General features: G+C 71.7%; 14 protein-coding genes. 8 read left to right on the plus strand and 6 right to left on the minus strand.

Annotated elements, in window-relative coordinates; genetic code table 11:
- Positions 1-76: 76 nt before the first annotated feature.
- The 4 genes from ACIBW9_RS11480 to ACIBW9_RS11495 form a co-directional block, all read right to left on the minus strand.
- On the minus strand, positions 77-361 hold the full coding sequence (locus ACIBW9_RS11480) for a hypothetical protein (RefSeq protein ID WP_398953634.1): 285 nt from the start codon (positions 359-361) through the stop codon (positions 77-79).
- Between the two features lie 200 nt (positions 362-561).
- A complete protein-coding gene (locus ACIBW9_RS11485) occupies positions 562-1,023 on the minus strand; it encodes an excalibur calcium-binding domain-containing protein (RefSeq protein WP_398953637.1) in 462 nt (153 codons plus the stop codon).
- Positions 1,024-1,150: 127 nt separating this feature from the next.
- Positions 1,151-3,064: a sulfatase gene (locus tag ACIBW9_RS11490; protein ID WP_398953639.1), complete on the minus strand. Its 1,914-nt coding sequence runs from the start codon at positions 3,062-3,064 to the stop codon at positions 1,151-1,153.
- Between the two features lie 174 nt (positions 3,065-3,238).
- Complete coding sequence (locus tag ACIBW9_RS11495; protein WP_398953641.1) at positions 3,239-4,849, minus strand: acyl-CoA synthetase; 1,611 nt, start codon at positions 4,847-4,849, stop codon at positions 3,239-3,241.
- Positions 4,850-5,052: 203 nt separating this feature from the next.
- Here ACIBW9_RS11495 and ACIBW9_RS11500 point away from each other — a divergent pair, with 203 nt between their 5' ends.
- The 7 genes from ACIBW9_RS11500 to ACIBW9_RS11530 all read left to right on the plus strand — a co-directional run bounded on the left by ACIBW9_RS11500 (position 5,053) and on the right by ACIBW9_RS11530 (position 11,755).
- Positions 5,053-5,853 carry a crotonase/enoyl-CoA hydratase family protein gene (locus ACIBW9_RS11500; RefSeq protein WP_398953643.1) on the plus strand — a complete coding sequence of 267 codons (801 nt, stop codon included), beginning with the start codon at positions 5,053-5,055 and terminating at the stop codon, positions 5,851-5,853.
- Between the two features lie 176 nt (positions 5,854-6,029).
- Positions 6,030-6,971, plus strand: coding sequence for a Zn-ribbon domain-containing OB-fold protein (locus ACIBW9_RS11505; RefSeq protein WP_398953646.1), 942 nt, complete (start codon positions 6,030-6,032; stop codon positions 6,969-6,971).
- Entirely contained in the window at positions 6,971-8,017 is a 1,047-nt protein-coding gene (locus ACIBW9_RS11510) for a thiolase domain-containing protein (RefSeq protein ID WP_398953648.1), read from the plus strand. The genes ACIBW9_RS11505 and ACIBW9_RS11510 overlap by 1 nt, the downstream gene beginning before the upstream one ends.
- Positions 8,014-9,180: a thiolase domain-containing protein gene (locus tag ACIBW9_RS11515; RefSeq protein WP_398953650.1), complete on the plus strand. Its 1,167-nt coding sequence runs from the start codon at positions 8,014-8,016 to the stop codon at positions 9,178-9,180. Before ACIBW9_RS11510 ends, ACIBW9_RS11515 begins: the two co-directional genes overlap by 4 nt.
- Positions 9,181-9,273: 93 nt before the next feature.
- Positions 9,274-9,516 carry a DUF397 domain-containing protein gene (locus tag ACIBW9_RS11520; RefSeq protein WP_151478766.1) on the plus strand — a complete coding sequence of 81 codons (243 nt, stop codon included), beginning with the start codon at positions 9,274-9,276 and terminating at the stop codon, positions 9,514-9,516.
- A 150-nt stretch (positions 9,517-9,666) separates the two neighbouring features.
- Positions 9,667-10,572 (plus strand): universal stress protein, encoded by a 906-nt coding sequence (locus tag ACIBW9_RS11525; protein ID WP_398953652.1) that lies wholly within the window; start codon positions 9,667-9,669, stop codon positions 10,570-10,572.
- An 811-nt stretch (positions 10,573-11,383) separates the two neighbouring features.
- The gene (locus tag ACIBW9_RS11530; RefSeq protein ID WP_398953654.1) at positions 11,384-11,755 is read left to right on the plus strand and encodes a hypothetical protein; all 372 of its coding nucleotides are present in this window, start codon (positions 11,384-11,386) and stop codon (positions 11,753-11,755) included.
- Here the strand turns inward: ACIBW9_RS11530 and ACIBW9_RS11535 are convergent.
- Entirely contained in the window at positions 11,713-12,150 is a 438-nt protein-coding gene (locus ACIBW9_RS11535; RefSeq protein ID WP_398953656.1) for a plastocyanin/azurin family copper-binding protein, read from the minus strand. The two genes, ACIBW9_RS11530 and ACIBW9_RS11535, sit on opposite strands and share 43 nt — an antisense overlap.
- A gap of 264 nt (positions 12,151-12,414) precedes the next feature.
- Here ACIBW9_RS11535 and ACIBW9_RS11540 point away from each other — a divergent pair, with 264 nt between their 5' ends.
- Positions 12,415-15,327, plus strand: coding sequence for an ATP-binding protein (locus ACIBW9_RS11540; protein WP_398953659.1), 2,913 nt, complete (start codon positions 12,415-12,417; stop codon positions 15,325-15,327).
- Here ACIBW9_RS11540 and ACIBW9_RS11545 read toward each other — a convergent pair.
- Positions 15,324-15,719 carry a VOC family protein gene (locus ACIBW9_RS11545; RefSeq protein WP_398953661.1) on the minus strand — a complete coding sequence of 132 codons (396 nt, stop codon included), beginning with the start codon at positions 15,717-15,719 and terminating at the stop codon, positions 15,324-15,326. The genes ACIBW9_RS11540 and ACIBW9_RS11545 overlap by 4 nt on opposite strands.
- Between the last annotated feature and the right edge of the window lie 230 nt (positions 15,720-15,949).

Genomic DNA, 15,949 nt, shown 5'->3' on the forward strand with positions numbered 1-15,949 from the left:
ATTTGAGGCGGAGTGAAGAGTGCGAGGGGCCCTGTCCTCCCCCGAGAGGACAGGGCCCCACGCACGTCCGCTTCGCTCAGCGGCGCCGGCTCGGCAGGTGCTCGCAGCAGCCGAAGCGCCGGCCGCCGCCCCGGAGCTTGTCCAGGCGGCTGCTGCCGGTGTCCTCGCCGACGCCGTCGACCCGCAGGCCGGACGTTTGCCGGAAGAGCCGGACCGCGCTGAAGGCACGCGCGGCACGCCCGGTCTTCTCGCCGCACACCCTGTCGACCCGCCCGCTGTCGGTTCTCGGTGTCGACGTGGATCTCCTCGCCGGGGTGCGCCGGGCCGGCTGGGCCAGGCTCAGTCCCGCCCCGGCGCGCACCCCGCGCCTGCCCGGCCGGCCGCGCCGTCTCCGGGCTCACTTGCGCAGTTTCTACCAGGGGTCGGGGCCGACGACGCCGTCCGGCGCAAGCCCGTACCACCGGGAGAGCAACGCCGGCCTGGGGATCCGATGACGGCCCTCTCACCGCCGCACGACCCGGGGACGCGCGCACGTGTCCGATCCCGGCCGGCGGCCGGGGGTCACGGCTTGCGCGGTCCTGCCGTGGCAGCGCTTCGACGCCGCCGTAGCACGACATGACCGCCGGTCAGGCTCAGCGCGAGGACGGCGAGTCCGACACCGCCCGCCACCTCGAAGCCGGCCGGCCCCGTGCCGCCGCCGACGCCCGCGTTCACCCCTCGCTGTGGAACCGGCGTGGTGGTCGCCGGCGCCGGAGTGAGCGTGGCGGGGGTGACCGCGGTGGAGGTGACCGTGGGCGAGGGCGAGGGCCGGTGCGGCAGGTCCTCGCAGGCGATGCCGTCGTGGTCCGCGTCCAGGCGGAACGGATCGCTCGGATTGGCTCTGAGTACCGCCTGCGCCTGTTCCTGGAACGCGAAGTCGTGGCAGTCCACGTCGGTCTGTGCATGGGCCACGACGGCCGTCGGGCCGGTGGTCGCGAGGAGAGCCAGTGCTGCTGTGCTCAGCACGCGCGTCGCTATGTGCATGTGGGGTCCCCTTCATGGCCGGTGATCCGCTCACCGTCACTGCGACCCCAGGGACGCCATCCCGCCCCGGCGCGTCGTGCTGAGCCGTCCGAAGGACCCCCTGCCGGACCGTCGTCGGCCGGCCGGCTCACCCGCCCTGCGGCCCGTATGCCGTCATGAAGCGGTCCCGGAACTTGTTCATGGTCCACTCCGGGGCGTTGTCCGCGGGCTTGATCCCGTCCGTCCAGCCCCAGTCGGAGACGCGGTCCAGGACCTTCGGGTCGCGGGCGACGATCGTCACCGGCACATCCCGGTTGGCGGTGCCCCCGGTGACAGTCGGGACGGGCTGGTGGTCGCCGAGGAAGACGAGGACGGTCTTGTCGTCGCCGTAGCGCTGCATCCACTCGGTCAGACTGTCCAGGGAGTACTGGATGGCCTTGCGGTACTCGGTGCGCACGCGCTGGGCGCTCTTCCAGACCTCCGTGGGGTTCGTGCCCTCCTTCTTGATCTTGTAGAAGACCTTGCCGTCCCCGAGGTCCTTCCAGTCGATCATGTGGGCGATGGGCGACCAGGGGTTGTGGCTGGAGGCCAGGATGATCTCCGCCATGATCGGGCCGCGGTTCTTCTTGCCGTGCTCCAGCTTCTGGAAGGCCTCCAGGCTGAACTGGTCCGGCACCGGCGTCCAGCTGAAGTACGGGCCCTGGTAGCCGAGGTGCGTGGAGTCGTAGATGTGGTCGAGGCCGAAGTACTTGCCCTCCGGCCACGCCTTGCGCACGCCCGGCACGATGCCGACCGTGCGCCAGGCGCCGGTCTTCTGGAAGTAGCTGGTGAGGGTGGCGCGGTCGCTGGTGGTCAGGGTCCGGTAGCGCTGCTGGTTCTTGATCCACAGCCCGGACAGGAACGTCGAGTGGGCGAGCCAGCTGCCGGCGCCCGTCACGGGCGACCTGAGCCAGCCGCTGCGCGCCGCGAAGCCTGCCGCCTTGAGACGGGCGTCGCCCGCCTTGAGCGTCGCGTCGACCTCCGGTCCCGTCGTCGGGTCGTCGATCGCCACCCGGCCGTAGCTCTCGATGAAGGTGAACATGACGTCCTTGCCGCGCAGCCCGGTCAGCAGTTGGCCGGCCGGGGTCTTCGCGTAGGCGTCGACCGCCATCTGCTTCTTGAAGACGTCGGCGTCACCGAGGCCGTCGCGGACGTACTGCACACGGTTGGCTAGGTACTGGGCGTAGCCATTGGTGGCGAGCGTGACACCGCCGAACTGCACGCCCAGGGTGAAGCAGAGGATCCACACGACGCCGAGGACCAGCGTGGAGCGCACGGCGACGGGCCGGTGCCGGGCCAGCACGTCGGCCAGCCGCACCATCGCGAGCGCGCTCAGCGTGAGCACGGCGATGACCAGGACGATCACCCCGGCCACCGCGAGCACCTCGCCCGAGCGCCCGAAGGAGTCCTTCACCCAGTCCGCCCCGTCGCTCAGCAGAACCCAGTCGAAGACCAGGTCGAAGGGCCGGGCCAGGGTCTGACGGAACCCCATGTCGAGGCACTTGAGAACGCCGGACAGCCCGACGAACGCCCCCAGCACGACGGCCGTGATCCGCCGCCCCTTCGACGGCAGCACGAGCAGGACGGCCGCGAGGAAGATCGCCTCGACGGGGAGCCGGAAGAACGACTGGACAGTGATCCAGTCGAGGCGGTTGGGCACCAGGAGCACGACGAACACCAGGGCGGCGGCCAGGACGGTCGTGCCCACGTGTACGGCAACCGCCGTACGGGGGTAACGGCGGCGCCAGCCGAACCAGCCGGCGGCGCCCGTCGGGCCGGGCTCGTCGGCGGACGTGGAGGTGACCGCTTCCTCGTCGGCGGAACCTTCACCGGTGGAAGCCGTGTCCGGGACGACGGCCTCGCCCGGCTCCTTCCCGTCCTTCGCGCCGCCCGTCTTCTGCGCTGTGGTGTCCACGGCAGGCTCGTCGGCTTCCGGAGCGGTCGAGGCCTCCTCGGCTCCGGTCCTGTCCGGTGTGTCCGCGTCCGTCTCCGGCAGTTGACGAGGGGGCGTGAGGTGCGACACCCGTGGGTCCTTCCGTGCGAAACCGCTGCTGGCACGGCGGACCGGGCCCGCAGGGCCGAGCCGCCAACCTCGCGTACGGCCCTACGCCACCCACCGTTCAAACACCCGGGTCAACCGCCCGCAAAGAGTACGCCCGCCGCCCGGACCGGCCCACCGCGGGTCCCGTCCTTCCGTCTAGCGGTCGGCCGCGACCGCCACCTCCCGGGCCCACCGGTAGTCGGCCTTGCCGCTGGGCGACCGCCGTATCGCCTCGGTGATCACCAGCTGCCGGGGGATCTTGTAACCGGCGAGATGGGTACGGCAGTAGGACTGCACGTCCTGAAGCGAAGGCCGTGGCGCGCCCTCGCGCAGTTGCACCACCGCCGCCACATGACTGCCCCACTTCGCGTCCGGCACCCCGGCCACCAGCGCGTCGTACACGTCGGGATGGGACTTCAGGGCCTGCTCGACCTCCTCGGGGTACACCTTCTCGCCGCCGGTGTTGATGCACTGCGAGCCACGTCCGAGGACCGTGACCACGCCCTCCTCGTCCACCGTGCCCATGTCGCCCAGCAGCACCCACCGCTCGCCGTCCTTCTCGAAGAAGGTCTCGGCGGTTTTCCTCGGGTCGTTGTAGTAGCCGAGCGGCACATGGCCGCACTGTGCGACCCGGCCCACCTCGCCCGCGGCGACCGGCTCGTGGGTGGCCGGATCGACCACCTGAGTACGGGCGTTGACGCGGATGCGGAAGGACTGCCCGGCACCGGAATCGGCCGTCGCCGTGCCGTTGAAGCCGGACTCGGAGGAGCCGTAGTTGTTCAGCAGCATCGCGTTCGGAAGCAGCTCCTGGAACTGTCGGCGCACCGTCTCGGAGAGCACCGCTCCGGACGAGGACACACTGAACACCGACGAGCAGTCCGTGCCCTTCATGGGCCCGGCCAGGGCGTCGATCAACGGCCGCAGCATCGCGTCGCCGACCAGCGAGATGCTGGTGACCTTCTCCTTCTCGATGGTCCGCAGCACCTCCTCCGGCATGAACTTGCGGTGGATCACGACCCGCTGCCCGAAGTTGAAGCCGATGAACGAGGTGAGCGTGGAGGTGCCGTGCATCAGCGGGGGAGTGGGGAAGAAGGTGATCCCGGAGCCGCCGGCCGCGACCCGTTCGGCGAGCTCCTGCGGCTTCCTGACCGGCTCGCCGGTCGGCGCGCCCCCGCCCAGACCGGAGAAGAACAGGTCCTCCTGACGCCACATCACGCCCTTGGGCATCCCGGTGGTGCCGCCGGTGTAGATGATGAACTGGTCGTCGCCCGACCGTGCCGGGAAGCCGCGCTCCGGCGACCCGCCTGCCTCGGCCTCGGCGAACGACACGGCGGAGACCCCCTCCTGCGCCCCGCCCACCCGCACCAGATGCCGCAGCTTCGGACACTGCGGCAGCACCGCCGCCACCCGCCCGTCGAACTCCGCGTCGAAGACCAGCGCCACCAGATCGGCGTCCCGGTACAGGTACACCAACTCGTCTTCCACGTAACGGTAGTTGACGTTGACCGGGACGATCCGCGCCTTCAGGCACCCGAACACCGTCTGCAGATACTCGATGCCGTTGTAGAGGTGCAGCCCGAGGTGTTCGCCGGGGCGGATCCCGGCGTCGATCAGATGGTGGCCGATGCGGTTCGCCGCCGCGTCCAGCTCCTCGTACGTCAGACGCCGCTCCGCGCCCGTGCCCGGGTGGTCGATGTACACCAGGGCCTCGCGCTCCGGCACCACGTCGACGACCGACTCGAACAGGTCGGCAAGGTTGTACTCCACCGCTCCTCCTGACCCCGGCAGCCATGACGACCAACAGCCATGACGAAGAAAGGCGCATCCGTCGGTTCGCCGGTCATCAGAGCAAAGGGGACGGCAACTGTGAAGGGTCCGCGCGAAGAAATCTGACTGCCTGTCAGAAAACCCTTGAAGTGGCTCCCCGCCTACTGCAACCTGTTCTCGTTCTTTGAGAGGGGAGATGGGTGATGGGTGGGACCGAACACCTCACCGTGCAGCGCGAAGGCGCCACACTGGTGCTCACGCTCAACAGGCCGGACGCCAAGAACGCGCTCTCGCTGTCCATGCTCGTCGGTCTGTACGACGGCTGGATCGAGGCCGACGAGGACGACTCCGTCCGCTCGGTCGTGCTGACCGGCGCGGGCGGTGCGTTCTGCGCCGGCATGGACCTCAAGGCCCTCGCCGGCCAGGGCATGGAGGGCGAGCAGCACCGGGACCGCCTCAAGGCCGACCCGGACCTGCACTGGAAGGCGATGCTGCGCCACCACCGCCCCCGCAAACCGGTGATCGCCGCCGTCGAGGGCTACTGCGTGGCGGGCGGCACGGAGATCCTGCAGGGCACCGACATCCGGGTCGCGGGGGAGTCGGCGACGTTCGGGCTCTTCGAGGTCAAGCGGGGGCTGTTCCCGATCGGCGGTTCGACGGTGCGGCTGCAGCGGCAGATCCCGCGCACCCATGCCCTGGAGATGCTGCTCACGGGGCGCCCCTACACAGCCCAGGAGGCCGCCGACATCGGCCTGATCGGCCACGTCGTGCCCGACGGCACCGCCCTCGCCAAGGCCCTGGAGATCGCCGAACAGATCAACGCCTGCGGTCCGCTCGCCGTGGAGGCCGTCAAGGCGTCCGTCTACGAGACCGCCGAGATGACGGAGACGGACGGGCTCGCCTCCGAACTCAAGCGGGGTTGGCCGGTCTTCGACACGGCCGATGCCAAGGAGGGGGCGCGTGCCTTTGCGGAGAAACGGCTGCCCGTTTACAGGCGCGCGTAGTGCTGCGCCGGCTCAGGCCGGTTTGGAGACTGCGGGCCGGATGAGGCTGGTCGCTCCCCCACTCTCGACTTCGCTCGAGCGGGGGGACCCCCATCGCGGCGGAGCCGCACATGTCACAGCCCCGCGCCCCTGAAGGGGCGCGTCCTGACCGTCGTTCTCTCAAGGAGGTAGGCCCGGTGACCGAAGTCCTCAAGGCTCCCCTCGCCGTTGAATTCCCCTTCACCCGCTCCCTCGGACCGGTCCAGAGTGCCTTTCTGACGGGACTGCGTGAGCGTGTCGTCCTCGGGGTGAGGACCGGTGACAACCGTGTCCTGGTCCCGCCCGTCGAGTACGACCCCGTCACCGCCGAGGAGATCCGCGACCTGGTGGAGGTCGCCCCCACCGGCACGGTCACCACCTGGGCCTGGAACCACGACCCCCGCCGCGGCCAGCCCCTCGACACCCCCTTCGCCTGGGTCCTGGTCCGCCTCGACGGCGCCGACACCGCCCTTCTGCACGCCCTCGACGTCCCCGCACCGGACGCCGTGCACACCGGCCTGCGCGTCCGCATCCGCTGGGCCGAAGCACGCGAGGGCGCCATCACCGACATCGCCTGCTTCGAGCCGTACCACGGCGAACCGGTCCGACCGGAGGGTCACAGCGGCCAGTTCGAGGACGCGATCAGCGGCATCGTCGCCCACGCCCGCCTCGACTACACGTACTCGCCCGGCCGCGCCCAGACCGCCTACATCAACGCCCTCTCCGAGCGGCGGACCGTCGGCGAACGCTGCCCCTCCTGCCGCAAGGTCTACGTGCCGCCCAGGGGCGCCTGCCCCACCTGCGGCGTCGCCACGTCGGAACAGGTCGAGGTGGGGCCGCGCGGCACGGTCACCACCTTCTGCATCGTCAACATCAAGGCGAAGAACCTGGACATCGAAGTCCCCTACGTCTACGCCCACATCGCCCTCGACGGCGCCGGCCTCGCGCTGCACGGCCGGATCGGCGGCATCCCCTACGACCAGGTGCGCATGGGCCTGCGCGTCGAACCGGTGTGGACCGAAGGGGCCCGCTACCCCGACCACTACCGGCCCACCGGCGAACCCGACGCGGAGTACGAGACGTACAAGGAGCTGCTGTGATGCGTGACATAGCACTGGTGGCCTTCGCCCAGACCGACCACCGCCGCACCAGCGAGGAACTCTCCGAGGTGGAGATGCTCATGCCGGTGCTGCACGACGTCCTCGACCAGACCGGTCTGAAGACCGCCGACATCGGCTTCACCTGCTCCGGCTCCAGCGACTACCTGGCCGGGCGCGCGTTCTCCTTCACCCTCGCCCTCGACGGCGTCGGCGCCTGGCCGCCGATCTCCGAGTCGCACGTGGAGATGGACGGCGCCTGGGCCCTGTACGAGGCATGGACGAAACTCCTCACCGGGGACGCCGACACCGCCCTCGTCTACTCGTACGGCAAGTCCTCGCCCGGCTTCGTGCGCGACGTCCTGACGCGACAGCTCGACCCGTACTACGTAGCCCCCCTGTGGCCCGACTCCGTCACCCTGGCAGCCCTTCAGGCGCAGGCCCTGATCGACGCGGGCGACACCGACGAACCCGCGCTCGCCGCCGTCGCGGCCCGCAGCCGTGCGGACGCCGCCGCCAACCCCCATGCCCAGCTGCGGGGTTCGGTGCCGCAAGGGGACTACCTCGTACGGCCCCTGCGTACCGGTGACTGCCCGCCGATCGGCGACGGCGCGGTCGCCGTGATCCTCGCGGCGGGGGAGCGGGCCCGTCAGCTGTGCGAACGGCCCGCGTGGATCCGCGGCATCGACCACCGCATCGAAGCCCACGGCCTCGGTGTCCGCGACCTGACCGACTCGCCCTCCACCCGGTCGGCCGCCGAGAAGGCCGGCGCCTTCGAACGGCCCGTCGACACCGCCGAGTTGCACGCACCCTTCACCTCGCAGGAGGTCGTGCTGCGCAAGGCACTGCGGCTCGGCGACGACGTGCGGGTCAACCCGTCCGGCGGGGCCCTCGCCGCCAACCCGATCATGGCCGCCGGGCTCATCCGCATCGGTGAGGCCGCCGCCGGCATCCACCGGGGCGAGTCCGACCGGGCGCTCGCCCACGCCACCTCCGGGCCCTGTCTGCAACAGAACCTGGTCGCCGTACTCGAAGGGGATGCGCGATGAGCAAGGAGCCCGTGGCCGTCGTAGGCATCGGCCAGACCAAGCACGTGGCCGCGAGGCGGGACGTGTCGATCGCCGGGCTTGTGCGAGAGGCGGCCCGACGTGCCCTCGACGACGCCGAGTTGACCTGGGCCGACATCGACGCCGTCGTCATCGGCAAGGCGCCCGACTTCTTCGAGGGCGTGATGATGCCCGAGCTGTACCTCGCCGACGCGCTCGGCGCGGTGGGCAAACCGATGCTGCGGGTGCACACCGCCGGATCCGTCGGCGGCTCGACCGCGCTCGTCGCCGCCAACCTGGTCGCGGCCCGCGTCCACGGCACCGTGCTGACCCTGGCCTTCGAGAAACAGTCCGAGTCCAACGCCATGTGGGGCCTGTCCCTGCCGATCCCCTTCCAGCAGCCGCTGCTCGCCGGGGCAGGCGGCTTCTTCGCCCCGCATGTGCGCGCGTACATGCGACGCACCGGCGCGCCCGACACGGTCGGCTCCCTGGTGGCGTACAAGGACCGGCGCAACGCCCTGAAGAACCCGTACGCCCACCTCCACGAGCACGACATCACCCTGGAGAAGGTCCAGGCCTCACCCATGCTGTGGGACCCGATCCGCTACTCCGAGACCTGCCCCTCCTCCGACGGCGCCTGCGCCATGGTGCTGACGGACCGGGTCGGCGCCGCCCGCGCGCCCCGGCCGCCCGCGTGGATGCTGGGCGGCGCCATGCGCAGCGAGCCCACCCTGTTCGCCGGCAAGGACGCCGTGTCGCCGCAGGCCGGCAGGGACTGTGCCGCCGACGTGTACCGGCAGGCCGGGATCGCCGACCCGCGCCGCGACATCGACGCCGTCGAGATCTATGTGCCGTTCTCCTGGTACGAGCCCATGTGGCTGGAGAACCTCGGCTTCGCCGAGGAGGGCGAGGGCTGGAAACTCACCGAGTCCGGGGTGACCGAGCTGGACGGGGACCTGCCCGTCAACATGTCGGGCGGCGTCCTGTCGACCAATCCCATCGGCGCCTCCGGCATGATCCGCTTTGCCGAGGCGGCGCTCCAGGTGCGCGGACAGGCCGGAGAACACCAGGTGGAAGGGGCCCGGAGGGTCCTCGGGCACGCCTACGGGGGCGGATCGCAGTTCTTCTCGATGTGGCTCGTGGGGAGCGAACCGCCGGAGTCGTGAAAGTCTCCGGAAAGGTCCCCCTCACGTGGCCTGTCGGCATCAGAAACCGATCGCTAGGCTGGCCGCGGACGACGAATCGGGAGGAGCACGGACGTGGCCGAGAGCACCATCCAGCAGCACCCGCTTGCGGGCTGGGACAAGCCTGAGCTGGACCTGAGCAACGCCGATTGGCACTCGAGCAGCCGTGGCCTGGGGGATGTCCAGATCGCCTTTGTCGAGGGATTCATCGCGATGCGCAACAGCGGCCGCCCGGAAAGCCCTTCCCTGATCTTCACGCCCGCGGAATGGGGCGCGTTCGTGTCGGGGGCGCGGGAAGGAGAGTTCGACCTGACGTGACCCGGCGTCCGTACGGCTGAGCCGACGGGCCGATCCGGGGGTGTTCCACCCGTCTTTGCGGACACGCGACCTTGAGCGCCCTTCCCGGGCCGATGCCTGAGCGAGGCTGGCCCCGGGAAGGGACGGCCGTCTCCCGGAGATGAGGAACCCATGAGCAGCACCCTGCCGGTCATCGCGGCGGTCGACGGTTCGGCCGACAGCCTGCGCGCCCTGGACTGGGCTCTCGACGACGCACGCCGGCGCGCGGTGCCGCTGCGGGTGGTCCATGTACGGCAGTACGCCGCCTGGGCGCAGCCCGACATCCTTGCCGCCGGGCCGCCGGAGCCGGGCGACGACCCGGTGCTCGGTCAGGTGCGCACGTATCTGAAGGGGCGGACCGACCTGCCGGCCGTGGAGTACCACGGCCTTGAGGGGGTGCCGGGCGCCCTCCTGCCCGAACTCGGCACCGGCGCCCAGCTGTTGGTGCTCGGCTCCCGGGGGCGCGGCGGCTTCGCCAGTCTGCTGCTCGGCTCCAACGGCATGGCCGCCGCCCGCGACGCCGAGTGCCCGGTCGTGGTGGTGCCACGACCCGGCCGTGAGGTGCACGGCGACGTACCGGTCGAGTCCGGTCCGCGCGTGGTCGTCGGACTGCAGGTGGACAGCCCCGACGAGGCGACGCTCGCCTTCGCCTTCACCGAGGCCGGGCTGCGCGGCGCCCGCCTCCATGTGGTCGCCGCGTACATGTGGCCCGTGCAGACCTGGACCACCCCCGGCGAACTGACCCCGCCGTTGATCGACCAGCACGCCATCGAGAGCCAGACCTGGACCCTCGCCGAGGGCTTCCTCACCCCGCACCGCTCAAGACACCCCGACGTCCCCGTCGACACCTACGCGATGCCGGGCGATGCGGCAGGTCAGCTGGTCGCAGCCTCCAAGGACGCCAGGCTGGTCGTCGTGGGCCGCCACCGCCGCCGTCTGCTGGCCCCCGCCCGCATGATGGGCTCGGTCGCCCAGGCGGTCCTGCTGCACGCGGCGGCCCCGGTGGCGGTGGTACCGCCGGTCATGGGGGAGGAGTGAGGGCGGCGCCGGGTTGGTCCCGCGGTGGCATTTGGCCGTCGGCGGGGTGCGGGTGCGGTGCAGGTACGTGGGGGCTTGTCGCGCAGTTCCCCGCGCCCCTTGAGGGCGCTGCCGTGAGCGTCGGCATGGTCCACGGCCGCAGCAGCTGCTGTGCCGACGCCACCGGTCGCTGTGCGCCCAAGCAGCGCTTCCGCACGGGCCCCTGCACCCCGGGCGAGGAGGTCGGCGCACCGTCCCCGCGCCTCGTGGCCGGGACACCTCCGCGGACCCGGGCCTGACGGCCTGCTGCGGCCAGGAGAAGGTGAGGGCCGCGAAGGGCCGCACGGCGAGGGCGCAGGCCTTGACACTACCGCCGTCCGACGCGAACTGCCGGCCCTTGGGCCCCACGCCTTCGCCGGCCGTCGAGCCCCATGTCCTTGCCGGCCCTCGGGCCCCACGCCCTTGCCGGCCCTCGGGCCCCACGCCCTTGCCGGCCCTGGGGCCCCACGCCCTAGAGGATCAGCGTCCGAGCCGTCGGACCCCCGTTCGCGCCGGCCGTCGAGGTGTCATCGCATGCGGCCGGAGCCCCCCGCGGCAGCTCGCCCGTGAACGCCTCGAGCCCGCGCGGCAGCCGACGCAGGTCCGCCACGCTCACGAGGGACACCCGCCTCGCTCTCGACCTCGCCCTCTGCGGCGCCGCCGACGACCTGGCGGACCTCGCGGGTCTCACCACCTGGGTCCGCGCCCACCCCCGACACCGTGCCGGACGCCGCTGCCTTGGCCGCCGACCGGGCGAGCCTCACCGCTGTACACCGCCTGCGGGCGGCCGTCCGTGCCCTCTTCGCCCACGCTGTTCGCCCCGCCGCCGCGGCCCGTGGCCGAAGCCGTCGCACGCCTCGGCGGCGCGGCCGCCCGCGCCCCGACCGCCCCCGCGCTCCACTGGCCGGAGGGCGCCGACCCTGTCGTCCGAACAAGGGCGGCCGACGGCGCGCACGACCTCACCGCGACTCTCGCGCAGGCCGTGATCGCCTTCCTCGCCGGCCCCGACCGGCAACGGCTGCGCGCCTGCCACGCGCCGCGCTGCGTGCGCTGCTTCCTCAAGGAGCACCCGCGCCAGCAGTGGTGCAAGCCGGCACAAGACCGGCCAAGGAACGTGACGGCTCAGCCGACCTGGATGTGCGTGTTCATCCCGAGCTGCTTGTGACCAGGGATGGGACAGTACAAGTCGTACGAACCCTTCTTGAGGGTCACCGTCACGTTCGACTCCTGGCCACCCTGGACGTTCTTGGTCCTGGCGTCCTCCACGCCGGGGCCGTCGATGGACAGGGCGTGCGTGATCTTGCCCTTGTTGTCGGCGACGAAGGTGTAGGTGCCCGGTGTGAACGACGACCGGGACAGTTTCAGCCCGTACTCGGTCTCCGTGACCGTCACCCGGGTCCCCGAGGCCTTGCCCGTGCCGGAGGAGGCGCCGGAGGAATCCGAGCCACCTCCCCCGCCACCGCTCGAGCAGGCGGCCAGAACGAGAGCGGCGGCGAACGCCGACGCGGTGACCCCGAGTGCCGTACGCGTCGTACGGACCTTGCGTGCCGTGAGTGCCATGTGGCTCATCCCCTTCCGGGTCTGCCCGCCACCCGTCGGGCTTGTTCGCTTATGTCACGAGAGACCCTCTATGGGGGATACGCATGGAGATGCCTCGGTGTTCAGGGCAGACGCCACCGCCCGGGATTCAGCCCCTGAAGCGGTTCGGTCAGAAATCCACAGACCGGGTCGCGCGCCCCCCGCAAGGCGTACGCTGAGGTGCCTGTAGGTCACGGAGCGCGCCCGCTCCCCGCGCGGGCGCACCACCGTGGCAGGGGGTATGCCATGGGGCAGCGCAGCGTGCGGAGCAGCCGCACCATCTTCGAGCGCGAAAGTGAACTCGCCGCAGTGGACGAGGCGTTGGGAGAGCTCACCGGGCTGCGCAGGGACGGCGCCGAGCCGTCCGACCGCCCCCGCGGCGCCCTTCTCGCCTTCGCCGGGCGCGCCGGCATCGGCAAGACCACCCTCCTCGCCGAGGTCCGCCGGCGCGCCACCGCCCACGGCTGCACCGTGCTGTCGGCCCGCGGCGGCGACCAGGAACAGCGTGTCGCCTTCCATGTCGCCCGCCAGCTGCTGCAGCCCCAGCTGGCGGGGTCCGCGGAGACCGATCTGCGGGCCTCGCTGGGCAGTTGGTACGACATCGTCGGCCCCGCCCTCGGCCTGTGCGCCCCGACCGACGGCGCCCCACCCGACCAGCAGGGCCTGCGCGACGGCCTCGACTGGGTGCTCACCCATCTCGCCGTGCTGCGCGCCCCGATGGTCCTCGTCCTCGACGACGCCCACTGGGCCGACCCCGAATCCCTGCGCTGGCTCGCCGCGTTCGCGCCCCGCGCCGAACAGCTCCCGCTGCTGGTCGTCGTCGCCTACCGGCCCGAGGAACTCCCCGACCACGCCGAGTCGTTCAAGGGACTACCGGGGCGCGCGGGCGGCCGCCCCCTCGACCTGGAGCCGCTGAGCGCCCCCGCCGTCGCCCGGCTCGTACGGGAAACGCTCGGCGCGCACGCGGACGACGCGTTCTGCCGTGAGTGCTGGGCCGTCACCGCCGGCAACCCGTTCGAGACGGTGGAGCTCGTCGCCAAGGTGCGCGACCGCGGCCTCACCCCGACCGAGACCGGCGCCCATCTGCTGCGCGACCTCGCCGCCGCGGTCAAGGGCAGCGGTCTCGTCGCCCGCCTCGAACGCCTGGGCACCTCCACCGTGCGCTTCGCCTGGGCCTGTGCCGTCCTCGGCACCGAGATCCATCCGCTGCTCGCCGCCGCCGTCGCGGGACTCGGCCAGGAGGAGGCCGCCGACGCCGCCGACGCCCTGCGCGGTGCCCGCATCCTCACCGGCGCCGGGACCCTCGAGTTCGTCCACCCGCTCATCGCCACCGCCGTCTACCGGGCCATCCCGCCCGGCGTCCGCGTCGCCCTGCACGGCCAGGCCGCCTGGTGTGTGATCAACGAAGGACAGGGGCCCTCCGCCGCAGCCCGGCACCTCCTGGAGACCCACCCCGACGGCGACAACTGGGTCGTCCAGCAACTGCGCGCCGCAGCCGAGGAGACCCTCCGCGCCGGCGCCCCCGACGCCGCCCGCAGCTACCTCGCCCGCGCCCTGCGCGAACCCCCGCCCTACGAGGACCGCGCCGCCGTCCTCTACGAACTGGGCTCCGCCTCCCTGCTCACCGAACCCGCCACCACCGTCAACCACCTGCGGGCCGCCCTGGAAGAACCCATCGCCGACGCCCACCTGCGTCAGCACATCGTCTACCGGCTCTCCCAGGTCCTCGCCCACAGCGACCGCCTCGCCGAGGCCTCCGACACCCTCGCCCGCGAGATCCGCGTCACCGACGACGCCCGCGTCAAACTGCGCATGACCGCCGAACAGTTCATGTGGGACGCCTTCCGCGCCGACGAACCCGACCACCCCTCCCGCTCCCGCCGCCTGACCAGGCTCGCCGACCGCCTCAGCGGCCGCGACCTCACCGAGCGCTACATCATCGGCCTGCGCACCTGGGACGCGGTCCTGCGCGGCGAACCCGCTCGTGTCGCCCTCCACCACGCCGAACGCGCCCTGGCCGGCGGCCTCGGCTGGGCCGAACCCGACCGCGGCTTCGAGGTGCCCGTCCTGGTCGCGCTCGCCTTCATGTACGCCGACCGGCCCGGGCGGACCGAAGAGCTGTTCGCGGCAGGCATCGCCGACTTCGAACGCCAGGGCTGGCGCGGCGCCCACCTCTCCTTCGCCTACACGCTCCTCGCCTACGTACGCTACCGCCGCGGCCGGCTCTCCGAGGCCCAGGACTTCGTCATGGCGGGCCTGAGGCTCGCCGAGCGGGTCGGCCCCGGCACCCCCGCCCACTGGTACGCCGTGGGCATCCTCATCGAGGTCCTCCTCGCCCGCGGCCGCATCACCGAGGCCGCGCAGGTTGCCGAGGACTACTCCTTCGGGGCCCCCTTCCCGGCCGCCGTCGTCTTCCCCGACGCCCAGACCGTGCACGGCGAACTCCTGCTCGCCCGCGGCCTCACCAAGGAAGCCGCCGAGGAGCTGGCCGCCGCCGGCCGCCGCCTGGAACCGCGCGGCATGCGCAACCCCGCCTGGTGCCCCTGGCAGCTGCACCTCGCCCGCGCCGAGAGCCACGACACCCCCGAACGCGCGATCGCCACCGCCCTCGAAGCGCTCGCCCGCGCCCGCCAGTTCGGCACCCCCTCCGCCATCGGCCAGGCCCTGCGCACGGCAGCCGAGGTCTCCTCCGGCTCGGCCCGCATCAAATACCTGGAGGAGTCCGTCGCCCACCTGGAACGCTCCCCGGCCGCCTACGAACTCGCCTGCGCACTCGTCGCCCTGGGCACCGAACTCCGCCGCACCGGCCGCCCCCGAGACGCCGCCGAACACCTCTACCGAGGCCTCGACGCCGCCGTCCAGTGCAGCGCCGACGGTCTCGCCGAAGCAGCCCGCGACGAACTGGCCGCAGCGGGCCTCCGCCCCCGCCGCCTCCACAGCACCGAGACGGACACCCTGACGTCCCGGGAACGCACGGTCGCGACCCTGGCCGCCGAGGGCTGCACCGAGGCGGAGATCGCCGAGCAACTGCACCTGGACATGCCAACGGTCGTCCGCCTCCTCTCCGCCGTCTACCGAAAGATGGGCACGGAGATCACGGGCTTGGGCGCAGCGCTGGGCCCTGGACAGTCAACGCCGGGGGTAACCCCTCAGGGCTAGTCCTGCGGTGCCAAGGTGCGCAGAACGTCGAACTCGTTGCCCTCGGGGTCAGCCATGACCACCCAGTTCCGGTCCGGGCCCTGGCCCACGTCCACCCTGGTGGCGCCGAGACCCAGCAATCTGTTCACCTCGTCCGCGGTGCTGCCGTCGATCGGGCTGACGTCGAGGTGAAGCCGGTTCTTGACGGTCTTGCCCTCGGGCACACGGATGAACATCAGGGTGGGAGGCATCTGGCGGGCCCGGATCTCCTCGACGGTCGGCACCCAAGAGCCGATCTCGACCTTGCCCTCGCTGCGGTCGATCACCTTGAAGTCCAGGACCTCGCACCAGAAGGCCGCGAGCCTCTCCGGATCATGGCAGTCAACGGTCAACTCGGTGAACCTGCTCGTCATGCTTCTCCCAGTCAGCGCGAAGGGGGCTCAGCGTCGGTCGCCCGCCCGACAGATCCGAGATCTTATTGACCACGGGCACCGAGAGGGCTTGATTCGAAGGAAACCGCCCTGGGGTGCGGGGCCGCATCGACACGCGGCTCCGCCGCGCGGGCGCGATCAGCCTCCACAACCCGCACCCGAACGAGGACCGCCCCCGCCCCACCAACCGGCAGCGTCCACGTACCATTGGC

This window comes from Streptomyces sp. NPDC049541 (assembly GCF_044465725.1).
Classification (GTDB): Bacteria; Actinomycetota; Actinomycetes; order Streptomycetales; family Streptomycetaceae; genus Streptomyces.